Annotated in this window: 11 protein-coding genes; 9 read left to right on the top strand and 2 right to left on the bottom strand. The window is 62.8% G+C overall.

What is annotated here, in order from left to right:
- The first annotated feature begins 296 nt into the window (after positions 1 to 296).
- The 4 genes from SU48_RS10035 (at position 297) to SU48_RS10020 (ending at position 5,730) form a co-directional block, all read left to right on the top strand.
- Entirely contained in the window at positions 297 to 2,243 is a 1,947-nt protein-coding gene (locus SU48_RS10035) for an ABC transporter ATP-binding protein (protein WP_231881723.1), read from the top strand.
- The gene (locus SU48_RS10030) at positions 2,240 to 4,114 is read left to right on the top strand and encodes an ABC transporter ATP-binding protein (protein ID WP_064015140.1); all 1,875 of its coding nucleotides are present in this window, start codon (positions 2,240 to 2,242) and stop codon (positions 4,112 to 4,114) included. The genes SU48_RS10035 and SU48_RS10030 overlap by 4 nt, the downstream gene beginning before the upstream one ends.
- 255 nt (positions 4,115 to 4,369) lie before the next feature.
- Positions 4,370 to 5,407, top strand: a complete 1,038-nt coding sequence (locus SU48_RS10025) for a PIN/TRAM domain-containing protein (RefSeq protein ID WP_064015139.1) — start codon at positions 4,370 to 4,372, stop codon at positions 5,405 to 5,407.
- A gap of 125 nt (positions 5,408 to 5,532) precedes the next feature.
- Positions 5,533 to 5,730 carry a hypothetical protein gene (locus SU48_RS10020; RefSeq protein ID WP_064015138.1) on the top strand — a complete coding sequence of 66 codons (198 nt, stop codon included), beginning with the start codon at positions 5,533 to 5,535 and terminating at the stop codon, positions 5,728 to 5,730.
- Positions 5,731 to 5,803: 73 nt separating this feature from the next.
- Here SU48_RS10020 and SU48_RS10015 read toward each other — a convergent pair whose 3' ends face one another.
- Both SU48_RS10015 and SU48_RS10010 read right to left on the bottom strand, forming a co-directional pair.
- Entirely contained in the window at positions 5,804 to 8,533 is a 2,730-nt protein-coding gene (locus SU48_RS10015) for an AAA family ATPase (protein ID WP_064015137.1), read from the bottom strand.
- Positions 8,530 to 9,708 carry a metallophosphoesterase family protein gene (locus SU48_RS10010; protein ID WP_064015136.1) on the bottom strand — a complete coding sequence of 393 codons (1,179 nt, stop codon included), beginning with the start codon at positions 9,706 to 9,708 and terminating at the stop codon, positions 8,530 to 8,532. The genes SU48_RS10015 and SU48_RS10010 overlap by 4 nt, the downstream gene beginning before the upstream one ends.
- Before the next feature lie 437 nt (positions 9,709 to 10,145).
- On the opposite strand from SU48_RS10010, the gene SU48_RS10005 reads away from it, so the two are divergent.
- From SU48_RS10005 to SU48_RS09985, 5 genes are all read left to right on the top strand, one after another.
- Positions 10,146 to 10,481: a hypothetical protein gene (locus SU48_RS10005; protein ID WP_064015135.1), complete on the top strand. Its 336-nt coding sequence runs from the start codon at positions 10,146 to 10,148 to the stop codon at positions 10,479 to 10,481.
- On the top strand, positions 10,481 to 11,542 hold the full coding sequence (locus tag SU48_RS10000; RefSeq protein WP_064015134.1) for a DUF6745 domain-containing protein: 1,062 nt from the start codon (positions 10,481 to 10,483) through the stop codon (positions 11,540 to 11,542). Before SU48_RS10005 ends, SU48_RS10000 begins: the two co-directional genes overlap by 1 nt.
- Positions 11,543 to 11,781: 239 nt before the next feature.
- The gene (locus SU48_RS09995; protein WP_064015133.1) at positions 11,782 to 13,647 is read left to right on the top strand and encodes a vWA domain-containing protein; all 1,866 of its coding nucleotides are present in this window, start codon (positions 11,782 to 11,784) and stop codon (positions 13,645 to 13,647) included.
- 383 nt (positions 13,648 to 14,030) lie between these two features.
- A complete protein-coding gene (recD2, locus tag SU48_RS09990) occupies positions 14,031 to 16,157 on the top strand; it encodes an SF1B family DNA helicase RecD2 (RefSeq protein WP_064015132.1) in 2,127 nt (708 codons plus the stop codon).
- A gap of 312 nt (positions 16,158 to 16,469) precedes the next feature.
- Positions 16,470 to 18,524 carry a DUF4900 domain-containing protein gene (locus SU48_RS09985; RefSeq protein WP_064015131.1) on the top strand — a complete coding sequence of 685 codons (2,055 nt, stop codon included), beginning with the start codon at positions 16,470 to 16,472 and terminating at the stop codon, positions 18,522 to 18,524.
- Positions 18,525 to 18,587: the final 63 nt, after the last annotated feature.

The raw sequence follows: 18,587 nt of genomic DNA, 5'->3' as shown, positions 1-18,587 counted from the left end.
GAGGTGAAAAGCCGCTTGGGACGGCGGCAAAGCAGTTTTCAGTCCCCGCGCTCAGCAGCCCTAAAGCAGAAGTTCATAGATGGGCGGATGCGCCATAACGCGCATTTCAAGCTGTGCCATTGGGCGTATGCTGGCGCTCTTGCGGGTTGTCTGGCCTCTTGGTGGGCAAGGCAACTGAGGTGTCCCTTCTCCCGTTTCTCGCCCATTGTTTCGGTCTGGCCTGATGTTGCTGAGCAGTCCTGACCCACACGAGGTTTCCCTTGGAAAGTTTAAGAACCCTAGCGCCGTACCTGAAAATGCATACGCGGCAGTACGTCATCGGTCTGCTGGCCGTCATCGTCGCCAACAGCGTCAACCTGTTGCCCTACTACTTTATTCGCCTCACCATCGACGGCCTGACCGGGCAGAGCGACACCAACCCCGACACGGCGGGCATTACGTTGGCGACGGCGGGCCTGTACGCGCTGGGCATCGTGCTTGCGGCCCTCACGGCGGGCGGATTCATGCTGCTAATGCGCCGCATGATCGTGGTGGCTTCGCGCCAGACCGAGTACGAAATCCGGCGCGACCTGTTTGCCCACCTGCAAACGCTGGACAAGCACTACTATGACCGCGCCAAAACGGGCGACCTGATGAACCGCCTGACGGGTGACCTGAGCGCCGTGCGCGAAATGCTGGGCTTCGGCGCGTGGCAGATCGTGAACATCGTGTCGGGCTTCGTCACCGCCTTTGCCGTGATGTTCGGCCTGAGCTGGCAACTGACCCTGATTGTCATTGCCGTGTTGCCCATCATCGTGGGCGTGCTGTTTTATCTGGCCCGTCAGATCAGCAAGCGGCACCGACTGGCGCAGGAGCAGAACAGCCTGATCGCCGCCAAAGCGCAGGAAAACTTCAGTGGAGCGCGGGTGGTGAAGGGCTACGCCATCGAAGACCGCGAAATTGCCGACTACAGGGCTATGAACCTACAGTTGCTGCGCCGCAACATCGACCTGACCAAAGTGGAAGGCCCGCTGCGCTCGTTTGCCAGCCTGCTGATCGGGCTGGCCTTCGGATTGATCCTGCTGGTGGGGGGCCGCCTGATTCTGAGTCCGACCAACGACGGCACCTTTACGGTGGGCATGTTCGTGCAGTTCGTGGGCACGCTGGAGCGCTTAGCGTGGCCCATGCTGATGGTGGGCTGGATCACCGGGGTCACGCAGCGCGGGCTGGCCTCGTGGCTGCGGCTGCGCGAGATGATGGATGCCCGCCCGCTGGTTCACGATGACCGCAACCGCACCAATACCCGCATCCGCGACCTGCTGGGCGACGTGGCTTTCGACAACGTGAGCCTGAATTACGGGAACGCCCGTGTGCTGGAAAACATCGATCTGACCATTCCCGCCGGAACCTTTTTGGGGATCACTGGCCCCACCGGAAGCGGCAAAACCCTGCTGGCACAACTGATCACCCGCTCTATGGATCCGACGTCGGGCGTGGTCAAGATGGACGGTCAGGACGTGCGGATTATTCCCCTGAACACCCTGCGCGACGCCATCAGCATCGTGCCGCAGGAACCGTTCCTGTTCAGCGATACCATTGCCAACAACATCGGCTTCGGCCTCGGCAACCGTGACTTGCCGCGCGTGCCCACCGGAATTAGCGTGGTGGGCGCGCCTCCCACCCCCGATATTCCGCAGATGCCCGACCCCGCCCGCGTGCGGAATGCGGCGCGGTTGGCCGGTCTGGACGGCGACATAGAGGGCTTTCCGGCAGGCTACGACACCATGCTGGGTGAACGTGGCGTAACCCTGTCGGGCGGCCAACGCCAGCGCACCGCCATTGCCCGTGCGCTGGTACGCGAGCCAAGGATTCTGATCCTCGACGACTCGCTGAGTGCCGTGGATACCGAAACCGAACGCAAGATTCTGGACGGCCTGCGTGAAGTCAGCGCCGGGCGCACCGTGATCGTCATTGCCCACCGCGTCAGCACACTGCGCCACGCCGACCAGATCGTAGTGCTGGAAGCGGGCCGCGTGGTGGAGCAGGGCACGCACGAAGGGCTGCTGGAGGCGGGCGGCCACTACGCCGAACTGGAACGCTTGCAAAGCCTCGCCACCGATCTGGACGACGATGACGACGCCATTGCCACCCCCGATGAAGCCGCCAACTTACTGGAAACGGGCCAGATGTCGGCTTCCAGTCTGTCTAAAGTGGAAGTCTCCCAAACCACCGCAGTGCCAACCAAAGAGCAGGTGACCAAATGACCGCCCCCGACCAATCCGGCGACGCTTTCCAGAAGGGCTTCGATGCCCAACTGACGCGCCGAATCTTCGTGTACCTGAAACCGTATGTGCCGCTGGTGGTGGCGGGCGTAATTTTGGCCCTGCTGATCGCGGTGGCCCAGCCCATGTTCGCCCTGATTCAGCGCCACGCCATCGACACTTATCTGGTGCCCTTCGAGCGCGACCGGACACTGACCACCGAAACCCTCTACCGAGGTCTGATGGTGGCCGCGTTGGGGTACATGGCCCTGAAAGTGGTGGAATTCTGCCTCACCTACGCCTTTACACTCGCCATCGGGTATCTGGGCCAGAACGTGCTGCGCGACATCCGGGCCGATGTGTTTACCAAGCTCCAGCGCCTGCACTTGGCCTACTTCGACCAGAATCCGGTGGGCCGCCTGATCACCCGCGTGACCAGCGATGTGGACGCCATCAACCAGTTCATCACGGGCGGATTGGTCAGCCTGATCCAGAGTACGTTCCTGATCGTGGCCTACGTGATCATCATGTTGCGCGTGAACTGGCAACTGGCACTGATTTCCTTCACGGTGCTGCCCATCCTGTACTTCGCCACCAACTTTTTCCGGGCCAAGCTGCGCGACGCCTTCCGCATGACCCGCACGCAGCAGGCCATCGTGAACACCAAGCTGAACGAGAACATCACCGGGATGCTGACGGTGCAGCTCTTTGGCCGCGAGAACCGTTCGGCGCTGGATTTCGACCACTCCAACCGCTCGCTGCTGACCGCCAACGTCAATTCGGTGAAGTGGTTTTCGCTGTTTATGCCTGTGGTGGCGGTGCTGGGGCAGGTGGCCGTCGCGCTGGTGCTGTACTTCGCCTCGCGCAACATCTTGGGCAATAACGTTGCAGGTGGCGTGGCCGCCGGAGCCTTCACCATCGGCACGCTCTACGCTTTTGTTCAGTGGACGCAGCAACTCTTTCAGCCCATTCAGGATTTGGCCGACGTGTTCAACAACCTGCAAGCAGCGATGGCCTCCAGCGAACGCATTTTTGGCGTGCTGGACACCGAGGAAGAGGTGGCCGACAAGCCGGATGCCAAGGCGCTCAACAACTTTGAAGGCAGCGTGTCCTTTGAGGGCGTGTGGTTTTCCTATGACCAGACCGTGACCGCCGATACGCCCGCAGGCGATGACCGCTGGATCTTGCGCGGCATAGACCTGCATATTCAGCCCGGCGAAAGTGTGGCGCTGGTGGGAGCCACAGGCGCGGGCAAAACCAGCGTCACGGCGCTCGTCAGCCGCTTTTACGACGTGCAGCGCGGCGCAGTGAAAGTCGACGGCGAAGACGTGCGCGACCTCGCCCAGTACGATTTGCGGCGGCATGTGGGCGTGGTGCTTCAGGACGTGTTCCTGTTTGCCGGAACCATCGAGGGCAACCTGACCCTGAACAGCCCCGACATTTCGCATGAGCGCGTGGTGGAAGCCTGCCAGTACGTGGGCGTTCACGACTACATCCTGAGTTTGCCGGAAGGCTACCAGACCGAAGTGCGCGAGCGCGGCGCGACCCTCAGCACGGGCCAAAAGCAACTGCTGGCCTTTGCCCGCGCCCTGATCCAGAACCCCGACATTCTGCTGGTGCTGGACGAAGCCACCGCCAACGTAGACACCGAAACCGAACTGCGGATTCAGCACGCGCTGCAAAAAGTCATGCTGGGCCGAACCTCCATCATCATTGCCCACCGCCTCAGCACCATCGAGGGCTGTGACCGCATCGTGGTGATGAGAAAGGGCCGCATTGTGGAGCAGGGCAGCCACCGCGAGTTGTTGCAAAAGGGCGGCTACTATGCCCGCCTGCACCGCCTTCAGTACGCGCAGGGCGACGCGGCAGACTAAACACGTTTGGAAAGTAGGGCGCTTGACAAGAGAGGCTGGGGCAACTGCTCTGGCCTCTGTTCGTATCGTGCCTTTGCCGAATATTGCTGACGGAGGAGTTATCTAAAGTGCCTCGGAAACTCCGTCATACCGCAAGCTTTGCTGTTTCCCTGCGGCTCAAGCGCCCTCATGGTGACCCAAGCATTCATTTCGTCGGCCCCAATTGAGAGGCAAGAGCGGGTGCTGGGGCGGGGCAAACGAGTACACTTGGAAATAATGCTGGCGTTTCGGTTGTTGATTATGGGTCTGGGTCTATTGGCGGGATGGGCCGCCGGATTGCTGCTCTCTAGTGGCAATGTAGGAGAAGGTCTGGCGCTGGTCAATACCCTCAGCCTGATGATGGCGGGTGCGCTGACCGGCTTTTTGCTCGCCCCACGCGGAGAAAAACTGGCGGGGCGCTGGCTCACGGCCTTTGCCCGCTGGTACGAAAAGCTCTCGCCGCGCACTGTCGCCGCCGCAACTTTCGGCCTCATCGTGGCCCTGCTGCTGAGTGTGCTGCTGGGCAACCTCCTGCGCGGCCTGCCCTTTTACAACTGGGTCTGGAATGTGGGCGTCACGTTGGTGCTGGCGGCCTTCTTCGTGTCCTTCGCCACCCAGCACGCCGACGCTTTCGGAGCCTTCGCGTTCCCCTCGGTGCGGCGCAAACCGGGCAGCAAAATCTTGGATACCAACGTGATCATCGACGGGCGCATTCTGGAACTGGCCCGCGCCGGGTTTTTGGAAGGCGAATTGGTGATTCCCAGCTTTATTTTGCGTGAGTTGCAGGTGTTGGCCGACAACTCAGACCCCCAGAAGCGCACGCGGGGCAAGCGCGGCCTGAGCGTACTGGAAGAACTCCGCGAGATTCAGCCGATCCGGGTGGAAGACTGGGACGATGCCGCCCTGACCACCGTAGACGACAAATTGATTCGGCTGGCCCGCGACACAGGCGGCAAGCTGCTGACCAACGACGGCAACCTGAGAAAAATCGCCAAGCTGCACGGCCTTGAAGTCCTGAGCATCCACGAAGCGGCGGTGGCCCTCAAGCCCCAAGTGCAAAGCGGCGATCACCTGACCATCGTGATTACCAAGGGCGGCCAGCAGCAGGGCCAAGGCGTGGGCTACATGGACGACGGCACGATGGTGGTGGTGGAAGACGGCATGAAATACCGGGGCAAGCCCACCCGCGTCCAAGTGATCAACAACGTGCAGACCAACGTAGGCCGCATGATCTTTGCCAAGGCGGAGAAGGACGGGAATGGGGACGCAGCATGAAAGCAGTGACGGGGCGATCTTCTTTGACCGTCGCCCGTTCTGATTTCCGTTGAAGCGATTATCTGTTCCGCAGGCGGAGAAAGACTTCTGGATAGACCGAAAGTCACTTTTGCAGGAGGCCAACTATGCGTTTTACGATTCCGGGTTTCACTTACGGCTTGACTGATGAAGAAGTCGCGTTGTGGGAGAGAACTCGCCTTTCTGTGAAATGCAACGAGGCCCCGGAAAGTGAGATCGCACAGGCATATGGCCTGACGTTGGAGCAACTGAAGAAACTGAAAGAGTCATTATCACAGCTCTCCACAGCTGGCGAAGAAGGGTAAGAGAAGAGAGAGAAACGAAAGCCAGAGGCCTTGAGTTGCATTCAAGGCCTCTGGCTTCTCCCACCAACGGTTCCTAAAACCGTTGCACGCTACTCCCCGCGACACTTTTGGTCACCAGCAGGCGGCTGGGCAGGCGCTCCGACAGGCTTTCGACGTGCGTGACGACGCCCACCATGCGGCCCTGCGTGCGGAGGTTTTCCAACGCGCCCGCTACGGCTTCTAGCGCCTGTGGGTCAAGCGTGCCGAAACCTTCGTCTAGAAACAACGCGCCCAGAATCTTGTTGCCCGCCAAGTAGTCGCTGAGGGCAATGGCGAGGCTCAGGCTGGCAAGGAACGTTTCGCCGCCTGACAGGGTTTTGACGCCTCTGGCCTCTCCGGCGTTCCAGAGGTCTTGCACCACGTATTCGCCGTCGGCCAGCGCGAGGCGGTAGCGCCCGTCGCTGATGGAATGTAGCAGGATGCCCGCCCGCGTCAGCAATTGGGCCTCCACTTCGGCCAACAGGAATTGCTGGAATTCATCGGCCCGCAGGCTGGTGGTCAGCGTTTTCCACGTGTCGTGTTGGGCGGCCAGAAGTGCGGCGCGGCCTTCTATTTCGGCCTTGCGTTGAAGGCGTTCTTTGGCGGTGCGCTCCTGCTCGCGCAGTTGCCCGGCCAGTTCGCGGGCGGCGGTCAGGGCAGCGTCGGTGGCGGTCAGGTCGCGGGTCACTTGCCCCAGTTCTGCCGGGTCGAAGGGAGCCACGCCCAGTTGCCGTTCAAGTTCCTTCAGGTTCTCCGAGAGCTGAGAAACCTGCGCTGTGTGCGTGCGTGCGGCCTCTTCCAGCGCGGCAATATCGGCTTCGGGCAGGGCAGCGGCGCGGGCTTGGGCGGCGTCCAGTCCCAACACAGTCAGGGCAGAGTCGAGGGCGGATTGAGCCTCCTGCATCTCACGAGCGCGGGTGGCGGCGGCGGCCTGAGCGCCTTGCAATGTGGCTTGCGCTCCGGCGGCGGCACTCGCGGCATTGGCGAGGGCAGCGGCGGCGTCCTGCACCCGCTTGCGAATGGCCGCCACACCGTCCAGCGCCTGCTTGCGCAGTTTGGCCGGGTCAGCCCCCGCCTCCCGCACCCGCAAAGCTAAGCCCGCCAGCAGGCGCAACGCATCGGTATGAGGATCGCCCGGAATATGGCTTTCCAACTCGCGCAAATCCACTTCACGCTGCCCGATCTGCGCTTCCCAGTCCCTCAGCGCGTCGGTGCGGGCGTCCACCGATTTCCGCAGCGTCGCCAGTTCCAGCCCGATTTCCTTGTAGCGCAGGCGGCGGCCTTCCAAATTGGTTTTCAGTGCCGAGGCTTCCTGCTCCAGCTTGACCAAATCGAGGTTAGACGCGGGCGGGACGTGTTCCACCTGTTGCAAACACAGCGGGCAAGGCTCGCCCGCGTGCAGATGGGTGCGGTAGGCGGCGGCCCCGGCCTCGATCTGGGCAGTTTTCAGGGCAGCGTCGGCGCGTTCAGAGGCAGTTTTGGCCTCCTGTCCCTCCCGCTTGACCCGTTCCTGTTCGTCGGTCAGGTTCTTCAGCTGCGCGGTTTCGGTGTTCTGGCGCTCGCGGTCTGCGTGCAGTGCGGCTTTCTGGGCTTCGATCTGCACCCGCTCCGCCTTCAGCTTGTCCAGCTTCTGGGCCAATTCGCGGGCGGCGTGGTGGGCGTCTTCATCCCAAGGCAGCGGCGATTGGTGCGTGGTTTGAACCGTTCCCCCAGCGCGGCGCAGGCGGGCGACGTCGTTTTCGGCTTCGCGCAGGGCCTCGGCGCGGGCCTCTAACTCTGGAATCGTCGTTTCGGCCTTCTGTGCAGCATCCAGCGTGGTCTGTGCGGTGTGGACGGCGCGGGCCACCACTTCCGCCTGACTCGCGGCGCGGGCAAGGGTAGCGGCCTCGCGTTCATGGGCAATCCGGGCACGCCCAGCGGCGTCCAGCAGCGGTTCCACACCTGCCACGCGGCGGGCCTGCGCTGCCCGTTGTGCGCCGTCCAGAATGCTGCCAGTGCGGGCCTGCAAGGTGGTCAGGCGGCGGCGGGTGTCCTCGCGGGCCAGCCACACGCGCTCGGTGTCGCGCAGGCGGGTTTGTCTGGCCCGCAAGGTTTCCAGCGTATCGGTCAGGCGTTCGGCCTCGGCGCTCAGGCGTTCGCGCTCGGTGTGCAGGGCGGCCACCGCTTCAGCCGTCACGCCCCCGTATTCGTTTGCCAGCACCTTTTGGTCACTGTCGGCGCGGTATTTCAATTCCTTGGCCTTATCGGACGCCACCTTTTGCATGGCCTGCACATGGTCTAGCCCGGTCAATTCGCCCAGCAACATCTGGCGTTCCTTGCCGTTGCCGTGCAGCAGGCGGGCGAATTCGCCCTGCGGCAGCATCACACTGCGGGCAAAGGTCTTGAAGTCCAGCCCCACCGCCCGCCGAATCCGCTCGTTGATGCCTTTGGTGCCGCCGTCGTTCAGGCCCGTCCAGCGCCCGTCGTCGTCTTGGCGCTCCAGCCGCACGTCGTTTTCGGCCTGCTTGCGGCCCTTGGTGCGGGCGGCGCGGTACACCTGCCCGCCCACTTCAAAGGTCAGGCTCACGCTCAGGCCGCGCTCTCCCTGAGAAATCAGGGCGTCCAGACCACTGGCTCCCAGCCGCGCCGTAGAGCCGTACAGCGCAAAGGTCATGGCGTCCAGCAGGCTGGATTTGCCGCTTCCGGTTGGCCCCACCAGTGCGAACAATTCCAGATCGTCAAAGTTCAGTTCGGTGAATTGTCGGAAGGCGGTGAAGCCTTGAAGCTCTAAGTGAATCGGCCTCACGCTTCTACCTCAATTCGCGCCCGCTCGTCGGCGTCCTTGAAGGCGGCCCGCAAGTCGTCGGGCAACTCGCCGCGTTTTTCTTGCCAGTACCGCTCGTACAGCTCGGTCAGGCTCAGGCCTTCGCGTTTCAATTCGGGCAAGGCCAAATCTTCCTGCACGGCGTCTAGGTCTACGGCCAGCGCAGTGGGAGCCAGCCTCAGCACGCGGTCTTTCAGCCCCGGCAAGGTGGTTCCGGCGGGCGCTCTCACCACCACTTTCAGCAGGCCCGTGAAGCCTTTCAGAGCCTCTAGGCGGGATTCCACCTGATCCATGTCTACGCGCAGGGTTCGCAGCTCTCGCCCACTCGCCAGCGGCAGGGCATGGACGCGGGCGGGGCGTCCGGCCTCTACCTCCACCAAGTTCACCTGTTTTTTCTCGCCGCCTTCGCCAAAATCCAGTTGAATGATGCTGCCCGGATAGCAGGCCAGCGGTGCATCGGACACCTGCTGCGGCTTATGCACGTGCCCCAGCGCCACATACTGCGCTCCCGGCGGCAATTGCAGGCCCGACAACGTGTAGCTGTTGGTCAGGTCAAACTGCATGCTGCGCTCGCTGCCGCTGGGTTTCGCGCCGTCCATCGTGGCGTGGGCCATCAGCATATTCACACTGTCTGCGCGGAAGCCTTCGCCCAAGCGCCGCAGAAAAAAGCCCATGCCCTCGCGGTATTTCTGCCGCCACGCGCCCACGTCGCCGCCCATCAGGTCAGCGGCCTTCACCAAACGGCGCTCAGATAAATAGGGGAGAGCGCCTACCGTCAATTTCTCGCCGTTTTTCAGTTCCAGCGTGCGAACCATGCCCGCCGGGTTGCTGGTGGGTTGCGCCACCACCTGAATGCCCACCCAGCCCAGCAGCCCCGCCACCGAATCCAGCCGCGCCGCGCTGTCGTGGTTGCCCGCGATGGCTATGCCGGGAATACCCGCGTCGCGCAGTTGCAAAAAGAAGTCGAACACGGCGGCTTCGGCATCGGCAGAAGGGTTGGCTGTGTCGAACAGGTCGCCCGCCACCAGCACGGCATCGGCGCGTTCGCTACGGGCGAGGGCGGCAATTTCAGTCAGAGCCTCGTGAATTTCCGGCGTGCGGTCAAAGCCCCGCAGGTTTCGTCCCGCGTGGAAGTCCGCCGTGTGTAATACGCGCATAGCGGAAAAAATAGCACGGGGCAGCCTAGGAACAGAGTGGATGTGGGGGATCGGCAGTGGTGGTTACTGGTGAACCCCCCGGTCTGCTTTGCAGACGGCCCCCCTTGAGGGGAGCGCAAAAGCTGTTGTCCCCACCTCTAAGGGAGGCGTTGCGTCAGCAACGGGGGGGTTCACCTTCCAACTTTAATTTGAGTCGCGTGTAAACCCCCAGTCTGCTGTGCAGCCAGCCCCCCTCAAGGGGAGCGCAAAAGCACTTGTCCTCCCCTTGAGGGGGGGCATTGCGCCAGCAACGGGGGGGTTCACCCACAACCTCAGCTTCATCCAACCCCCACATTTGACAGATTCACTCTAAAAGATTATGCTAGCAGCGTAATAGAAATCTTCCTCACGCTTCCCCTTTTCGCTGTTCTGCACGTCAACTTCAGGAGGTTCTCCCTATGCCTGCACCCCTCTACCGTCATGGAGACGTTCTGCTGCAAGCCGCCCAACCGCCCCGCTTGCCCCTGCGTCAGCAACCGCACCTCACTTTGGCGTATGGCGAGGTCACGGGCCACAGTCACCGCATCGCGGAAGCGGGCGCGGCGCAGTTGTACGCGCTGGGAACGCAGCGCACAGGCGATGATGTGGCCGCCGATCAATATCTGCATGTGACCGCCGCACACGCCACCCTGACGCATGAGGAACACGGCCCGATTCGCCTGCCTACTGGCTGGTACCGGGTCTGGCAGCAGCGCGAATACACCCCCGGTAGCGTCCGAACGGTGCTGGACTGATGTTCCGGGTGCAGAGCGGTGGGCGGTTCATTGCCAAGCCTCAAAAGGTGGAGCGTCAGTCGGAGCCAGAGCGTGTGGTTTCTGTGCCTGCCCCCGCCGCTTTGCCCCAGCCTGTGCCTCTGCATACGCCCCCGAGTGGGCCGCGTGTTCCGGTGCGCTACACCAGCCTGCCGCCTGTCGCCCCAGCCATCCCCCAAACCGTCACGCCCGACGAAGCCCGCGAACTGCTGAGGCGTGGGCCTGTGCCTGCCGCCCTCAGCGTGTCCGGCCCCCTCAACCTCAGCGGCGCGGCGTGGCTGCGTGGCTTGCCCGAGTGGTTGCGCTGCACGGTACTGACGGTGGATGATTGCCCCAATCTGTCGGCCCTGCCCACCGACTTGCACGCCGAACGGCTGAGCGCCCGCCGCACCCCCGCCCTGCACGAAATCGAGGGCCGCCTGAGCATCCGCGACAGCGTAAATCTGAACGGCAGCGGCGTGCGCGTCATTCGCGCCGACTTGCGGGCCACCCGCCTGAGCCTCGCCGGATGCCGTGACCTGCACGAGTTGGGCGGCAGCCTCAGCGTGGCGCACCTTGATGTCAGCGGGTGCGCGGCTCTGGCGGCCCTTCATCCCGACGCCCACATCACCCAAACGCTGGAATTGGCGGGCAGCGGCCTGACTGCGCTGCCCCCCAGTATTCGTGCGGGCCTGCGCTGGAGCGGCGTTCCCGTGGATGCCCGCTTTGCCTTTGCCCCCGACACCCTGACGGGACACGAGGTGCTGAATACCCGCAACGCCCAACGCCGCCGCGTGTTGCTTGACCGCATTGGCCTAGACCGCTTCCTGCAAGATGTGGGCGGCCTGATCCTGCACCGTGACCGTGATGCGGGCGGCGAACGCCAGTTGGTGCACGTGCCGTTCGACAACGATGAGCCGTTGGTGGCGGTGTTGGTGCGCTGCCCCAGCACAGGCGGACGCTACGCCCTGCGGGTGCCGCCGCATATCCGCACCTGCGCGGCGGCGGTGGCGTGGACGGCGGGGCTGGAACCGGGGGAGTATCAGCCTGTGCGGGAAGTGTAGGGAGGGAAGGGCGTCTGAGGGTCTAAGGAAAAGATTCCAACCTCAACTTGAGCCGTTTGCCCTTCCTTAGACCCTTGACCTTTAGACCTTTAAACCAGACTCCCACCTCAACAAAACCTAAACCCCTTGCATTGCCGAGCTGGGCAGTTTCTCGCCCCGCCGCCCTGCCTGCTGCTCTAAATTGTTCCTCAAGCCACCCTTCATACTCCGAGTCCTAGACCCCATTCACAGAGGTAGCCATGACCCAAAATCCCGATGCCATACAGGTTTCCTATTCGTTCGGTCAGTCGCACCTGATAGAAGGCAACGCCGCGCCCACCGATCTGCTGGTGCGGTTGCGCCTGCCCCAAACGCAGGCGGCGCGGCGGCCTCTGAACTTGGCATTGGTGATAGACCGCAGCGGCAGCATGGGCGGCAGTTTGCTGAAGCACGCCATTCGCGCCGCGCAGAACGTGGTAGACGGGCTGGATGCGGGCGACACCCTGAGCGTGGTGACGTATGACGACGAGGTGAGAACGCTGATCGCGCCTACCCGCGTAACCGATAAAGACGGCCTGAAAGCCAAGATTGCCAGCATTCGGGCGGGCGGCCTAACCAACCTGTCGGGCGGATGGCTGCGGGGCGTGGAACTCGTGGCGGCGCAGGCGGGGCCGCAGGTGGTCAGCCGGGTGCTGCTGCTGACCGATGGACAGGCCAACGTGGGCGTCCAGAACACGGGCGTCCTGACCAAAACGGCGGCGCAGAAGGCCGAAGCGGGCGTGACCACCACCACCCTCGGTTTCGGCAGCGGCTTCAACGAAGACCTCCTGATCGGCATGGCCCGCGCGGCTGGCGGCAATTTCTACTTTATCCAGTCCGCCGACGACGCCGCCGACGTGTTCGGCATAGAACTGCAAACGCTGAAAGCGGTGGCCGCCCAAAACCTGACGGTCACGCTCACGCCTGCGCCGGGGGTCACGGTGGCCGATGTGCTGAGCCTCTATAAACCCGGCTCCGATCCCCTCACCTTCGATCTGGGCGACATGTACGAGGACGAGGACAAGTTGCTGGGCCTCAAGCTGAATCTGCCCGCGCTGGGCGGCGGCACACATGGCCTGCTGGGCCTGACCTTCCGGGCCGATGCCGTGCGCGACGGAGCCATTCAGAATCTGAGCGGGGCCGTGCAGATCGAAGCCTTGGCCGCGCCGCTGGGAGCCGATTTCACCTCCGACATCAGTGTGACGCTGGATTTGGCCCGCCTGAGAATTGCCCGTGCCAAAGAACGCGCTGTAGAACTGGCCGACAACGGCAAGGCTGAAGAGGCCGAAGCCGTGCTGCGCGGCCTGATCCGTGACCTGAATTCGGCGGGCCTGCAAGAACACTTCGAGATTGCCGAAGAGCTGGAGCAACTGGAGCACTACGCGGGCCGCATCGCCTCGCGCCGCTTCGACAACGACAGCCGCAAGGAGTTGCGCGACCAGTCGTTTCAGGGCTTGGGCCGGGGCCGTGCCGACTTGCAGGGGCGCGGCGTCACGGTGGATACGGCGGTGCTGGCCCTGCCTGTGGTGGACGATGCGGCAGGCGGCATAGAACTGCTGTGCGTGCGTGATGGCGGCAGATTGCGTGTCAAGGCGGTCTCGGAGGGCTTCGATTCGGCCATGAACGTGCAGTTCCCGCGTGCGCTGCGGGCCGATGGAGCGCGGTACGTGGTGGGGGGCCTCGACACCAGCGCCGACGGCAGCTTTTACCGCGTGACCGGAGAGATTCGCCGTGTGGTGCGCCCCGGCGAAAGCGATCCGCTTCAGGGCATTAGCATCGGCGGGGGCGCGCAGACGCGCAGCCGCAGCAGCGCCAGCAGTGGCGTGACCAAAGCCGCCAAAACCGCCGCCGATCTGGAAGTCACCGATACGTCTACCGGGGGAATTCTGGTTCAGTGCGTGAAAGAAGGCAGCAAACTCCGCGCCCGTGTGGTGCAGGACGGCTACGAGCCCGACTGGAACATGCGCTTTCCCCGCAGCATTCGGGAAGACGGGCTGCTGTACGTGGTAGACGAAGTGAACACCGCGCCGGACGGCAAATCGTATATCGCGTCGGGGGAAATTCGGCGGTTGGTACAGTCGAATTGAGGGCGTGAAGGTCTAAGGATCTAAGGGTCTAAGGGTCTAAGGGAACTCGTGAAACTTTGTTTTTGCTCCCTCTCCCTTGAGGGGGGAGGGTTGGGGAGGGGGTGAGTGAGCAAAGCGATTGCTTTGTTATATCTCCACTCCCAATGAGCGGTCAGCCAAGCACGCGCTGGCCGCCTTCTTCTGCGCTGCCAAATCGCTTTAACCAAAGCACTCTGCACCTTGCCCATCCACAGGAGTTCCCCCATGCCTTCCCACTTCCTTCCCAGCAAGACCCGCAGTCATTCCGCTGGGGGCGTATTCTGTAGGTCTATGTCCGATGCACCCGCCCCTCTGAATTTGTTTGCAATCCGGCGTGTGCAGGGCCGATTCTGGTGGGGCCAGCCATGACCAATGCCCTTGAAACCGTGCGGGTCACGGGCAGCGTCAACCGGGTGCGCTTCCGCTCCGATACCGGGTTTACGGTCATGACCGCCACCATCCGCAACACCGATGGGGAAGACCCGGACGCCACCGTCATTGGCGTCATGGCCCCGCTGGAAGCCGGAGACACCTTCAGCGCCGAAGTAGTGATGGAAGAACACCGCGAGTACGGCTACCAGTACCGCGTGCTGAACATGGTGCTGGAGGCCACGCCCGCCGATCTGACCGAAGCCGGGATCGCGGCCTATCTGGAAGCCCGTGTGGGCGGCGTGGGTAAGGTGCTGGCCGGACGGATTGCCCGCATGTTCGGCCCCGCCACCTTTGACATTTTGGAAAGCGATCCGCAAAAGCTGCTGCAAGTGCCGGGAGTCACCCAAAGCACGCTGCACAAAATGGTGTCCAGTTGGTCTCAGCAGGGGCTGGAGCGGCGCTTGCTGGCGGGCTTGCAGGGGTTGGGCCTCAGCATTTCGCAGGCGCAGCGGGCCGTCAAACACTTCGGAGAGGTTGCGCTGGAGCGCCTGACCGCCGACCTGTACGCCCTGACCGAAGTGGAAGGCATCGGCTTCCTGACCGCCGATAAGCTGGCGACGACACTCGGCATGCCGCACGACGACGCCCGCCGCCTCACTGCCGCCGCCGTGTACGCGTTGCAGCAAGCCGCGCAGCAGGGCGGGCATTCCTACCTGCCACGCTTCCGGGCCGAACGGGGCGTGGCGCATTACACCCGCGTGTCGGCGGCGCAGGCGACCATTGCCGTGGATACCGCTGTGGAATTGGGCCGACTGTCCGACGATACACCGCCCCTGCTTAGAGGGCAGGAAGATGAGGCCGACAAGAGCCGCATTTACTTGCCCCATGTTCTACGGGCTGAAAAGAAACTGGCGAGCCTGATTCGCACGTTGCTGGCGACGCCCCCCGCCGACGACTGGATGGTGCCCGCCGGAGCCGACAAGGGTCTCAGCGAAGATCAGGCCCGCGTGCTGCACCTTTTGGAAGAACAGCGCTTGGTTGTCCTGACAGGCGGCCCCGGCACAGGCAAAAGCACCACCACCCGCGCCGTCGCTGACCTTGCCGAAAAGCTGGGCTTAGAAGTGGGGCTGTGTGCGCCCACCGGCAAGGCCGCCCGCCGTCTCGGAGAGGTCACGGGCCGCAGCGCCAGCACCATTCACCGCCTGTTGGGTTTCGGGCCGCAGGGCTTCCGGCATAACCACCTTGAACCCGCGCCCTACGACCTGCTTATTGTGGATGAGGTCAGCATGTGCGGCGACGCGCTGATGCTGTCACTGCTGGCCGCCGTGCCGCCCGGAGCGCGGGTGCTGCTGGTGGGCGACACCGACCAATTGCCACCCGTAGACGCGGGGTTGCCTCTGCTCACGCTGGCAAACGTGGCCCCCACCGTGCGCCTGAGTACCGTGTACCGCCAAGCCGCCGAAAACCCGATTATTCGCGCTGCACACGGCCTCTTGCACGGCCAAGCGCCGGAATGGGGCGACCCCCGTCTGAATCTGACCCTCACCGACACCGATGGAGGTGCCCGCCGCGTGGCCCTGATGGTGCGCGAATTGGGTGGCCCCGGTCAGGTGCAAGTGCTGACGCCTATGCGGAAGGGGCCGCTGGGCGTGGATATGCTGAACCAGCAACTCCAGAGCCTCTTCAATCCCGGCGAGGGCGGCATCCGCATAGCTGAGGGCGAAGCGAGGCCCGGAGACATGGTGGTGCAGACCAAAAACGACTACACCAACGAAGTCTTCAACGGCACGGTGGGCACGGCCCTGAAAGCCGAGGGAGGCCGCCTGACCGTGGATTTCGACGGCAATATCGTGGAACTGGCCGGCGCGGAACTGTTCAACCTGCAACTCGGCTACGCCCTCACGGTTCACCGGGCGCAGGGCAGCGAGTGGCACACGGTCTTAGGCGTGCTGCACGAGGCGCATATGCCGATGCTCAGCCGCAATCTGGTCTACACGGCCCTCACCCGCGCCCGCGAGCGATTCTATGCAGCGGGTACAGCCTCGGCGTGGCAAAAAGCCGCGACACGTCAACGGGAAGAACGTTATACGGCGCTGCTAGAACGGGTTAAAGCCAGGTAGGGGGAAGAGAGCGGTCAATGCCTGCTTTCGTTGCCTTGTCTAGCTAGATCGGTTGAGTCTAGCTTAAGTAAATGACTGCTACGTTTTCTCCCTGATCTACTTTGCTTAGGCTTGGGCCAAAGGAGGGAGACCAAGCGGCTAATAGGTGTGGGACGTACTTCCTCAACGCCAGTACCCCTTTTTCGCATCCAGAATCGCCCTGTCGCTTAAGAAAGGATCATGCCCGTCTCACCACACTTAAATGTAAAATTTCTTAAGTTCCCCCCAACAAGGGGTGAGATTCTTAACATTTACTCTTCATACTGATTGGGTATGCAGAACTCCCCCCGAACTCAAGGTGCGACGCTGATCGTGTCGCTCCTGATGGTCATGCTGGTCTTGGCTATGACGATGGTGCTTACCGCACAGGTCACGGTCTCGGCCCGCAGATCGAGTGCGGATCAGCAGACGATCTTGCAGGCCAGATACGCCGCCGAATCAGGCGTGTCCCGTGTGCAGTCCCAACTAGATTTGATGTCCAGACTCCTGAACGTCTCGGCGCTCGATACGGCTGTGCTCAACAGTTCGGTGGAATCCGATATGGCGGCGCTGTGCGGCCTGTCGAGCCTGCCCTTATTCACGGGCAAGGCCAACCTCTGTACATTCCCTGCCTCACAAGGGTTAGGGCGCGTGACCAGCGGCGTGAACGCCCGTACACAGTTCTTAGTCCGAACCATGAGCGAAGGGGCCTTTGACGCTCAAGGCATTCCGGAAGCCAACGCCTCTGTCCGGTCTCAATTTTGGTCTGAACTGTTTTCGGGTCAGCAGGGAACGCCCTACGCAGGCGGTCAGGACGCGACCTACGCCGCCCGCTTCGGCTTACAGCCCCTGAAAGTCGAGCGCACCCACGAAAATACCTACCGCTTTTACTTCAAGGTGCCCGACTTGCAGGTGAGGGGTCAGCTGGGCGCAAGCAGCCAGAATATTCAGGCCCGCGCCGCGCAACCGGAAGGGTTCTTGCTGATTTCGCGCCAACCCTTTTCACGCTACGCCCTGTTCACCAACCACCATTTCTCTGATGCAGAGGATGAGGCGAGAGGCGAGCGGGTCACGTTTACAGACCGCACCATGTTCAGTGGGCCGGTGCATACCAATCAGCACTTCTTGTTCCAGGGAACGCCTTGGTTTGGAGGCAGCGTCAGCTCTGCGGGCTGTCCTCAGTCGGGTATCGGTCTGGTCAGTGGTGTGCCCGACTGTACGCGGCCTCAGGAGCCCGGAGCGTTTTTTGGCAACAATACTCTGCTGACGCCTGAAATTGAATTCGCGCCTTCTAACGCGCCCGTGGTGTGCGAGGCCGACGCCAAGTGCCATGCCCCGCAGTTTGGCGGCAGCGTGACTTGGGACAACAAATACGTGGAACTGCCCACCGACAATCAAGAGCAGGAGGAGGTGGCAATTGAGCGCGGACTGGCCCTCAACGGCGACGTATCCGAGTTGCAACTGCGTCAGGGTCAGGTGTCGGGCCAACTGCGGCAGCTCATCAGTTACACCCAAAACGGCGTGACGACCCGTCTGGCTTACGGCCCCGACAACAAATTGCTGATTCAGGTTCCGGATGGGAGCTGGCAACCCACCAAGCGCGACCCGGCGGGCGTGATCACGGCCAATCCCGGTGGAGTGGCGGCGGTCTTCAACGGCGTCATTTCGGTCAGTGGCAACGTTCAGAACCTCAACGGTGGGCCAGCAGCTGACGCCACCCCGCCTGAACCCACCATTGCAGCATTTGCAGGTCTGACGTTGGCAGCTACGGGAAATGTGACCGTGACCAGCAGCCTGACCTACGCCAGCCCGCCTTGCAGCGGGGGGCATGTCCGCAACAGCAACGGCACCGTCACGCCCGCGGCCTGCGGCGACCTCACAGCCCGCAACATGCTGGGCATCTATTCTTCGGGCGACCACGAATCCTCACCCGGCGACATCGAACTGGTCAGCCCAGCCTCGTGCCCCAATGGGTTTGGCACCTGCGCCTCGTTGCCTGCCAACGCCCGAATCCACGCCGTCATGATGGCGAGTCAGGGCGCGGTGCGGGTGCGCGGTCATGACGAACCGGTGAATGCAAGCCCTTTCGAGCTGGGGAACATCCAACTGCTGGGCGGCATCATCGAAAACTATTACGGCGCGTTCGGCATCACCGATGGCCGGGGCTACGGGCGCAATTTTGTCTATGACCCCCGCATGAACGACGGCATGGCTCCTCCCGCCTTTCCCACCGAACGCCACTGGACGGTGGGCCTCAGAACCGAAAAATTGGTGAATGGCGTGCTGGCCAGCGAAGAACTGACCGGGCTGAGGCTGCGCGGCGATGTGGTCAGCACGGTTGCGCCGTGAGCCGTCCCGCCGAGAATGATCCCGCCAAGCCTCACGGTTCAACACGCGCTCAGTCAGGCTTTA

The organism is Deinococcus puniceus (assembly GCF_001644565.1).
Lineage (GTDB): Bacteria > Deinococcota > Deinococci > Deinococcales > Deinococcaceae > Deinococcus > Deinococcus puniceus.
Note: the sequence above shows the minus strand (reverse complement) of the source record. Positions and strands in the feature narration are given on the sequence as shown.

Excerpts from the sequence above, each read along its gene's own strand:
- SU48_RS10005 (WP_064015135.1), top strand. The coding sequence starts at position 10,146 with ATGCCTGCACCCCTCTACCGTCATGGAGACGTTCTGCTGCAAGCCGCC.
- SU48_RS10030 (WP_064015140.1), top strand. The coding sequence starts at position 2,240 with ATGACCGCCCCCGACCAATCCGGCGACGCTTTCCAGAAGGGCTTCGAT.
- SU48_RS10035 (WP_231881723.1), top strand. The coding sequence starts at position 297 with ATGCATACGCGGCAGTACGTCATCGGTCTGCTGGCCGTCATCGTCGCC.
- SU48_RS10025 (WP_064015139.1), top strand. The coding sequence starts at position 4,370 with ATGCTGGCGTTTCGGTTGTTGATTATGGGTCTGGGTCTATTGGCGGGA.
- SU48_RS10010 (WP_064015136.1), bottom strand. The coding sequence starts at position 9,708 with ATGCGCGTATTACACACGGCGGACTTCCACGCGGGACGAAACCTGCGG.
- SU48_RS10020 (WP_064015138.1), top strand. The coding sequence starts at position 5,533 with ATGCGTTTTACGATTCCGGGTTTCACTTACGGCTTGACTGATGAAGAA.
- SU48_RS10000 (WP_064015134.1), top strand. The coding sequence starts at position 10,481 with ATGTTCCGGGTGCAGAGCGGTGGGCGGTTCATTGCCAAGCCTCAAAAG.
- SU48_RS09985 (WP_064015131.1), top strand. The coding sequence starts at position 16,470 with ATGCAGAACTCCCCCCGAACTCAAGGTGCGACGCTGATCGTGTCGCTC.
- SU48_RS09995 (WP_064015133.1), top strand. The coding sequence starts at position 11,782 with ATGACCCAAAATCCCGATGCCATACAGGTTTCCTATTCGTTCGGTCAG.
- recD2 (WP_064015132.1), top strand. The coding sequence starts at position 14,031 with ATGACCAATGCCCTTGAAACCGTGCGGGTCACGGGCAGCGTCAACCGG.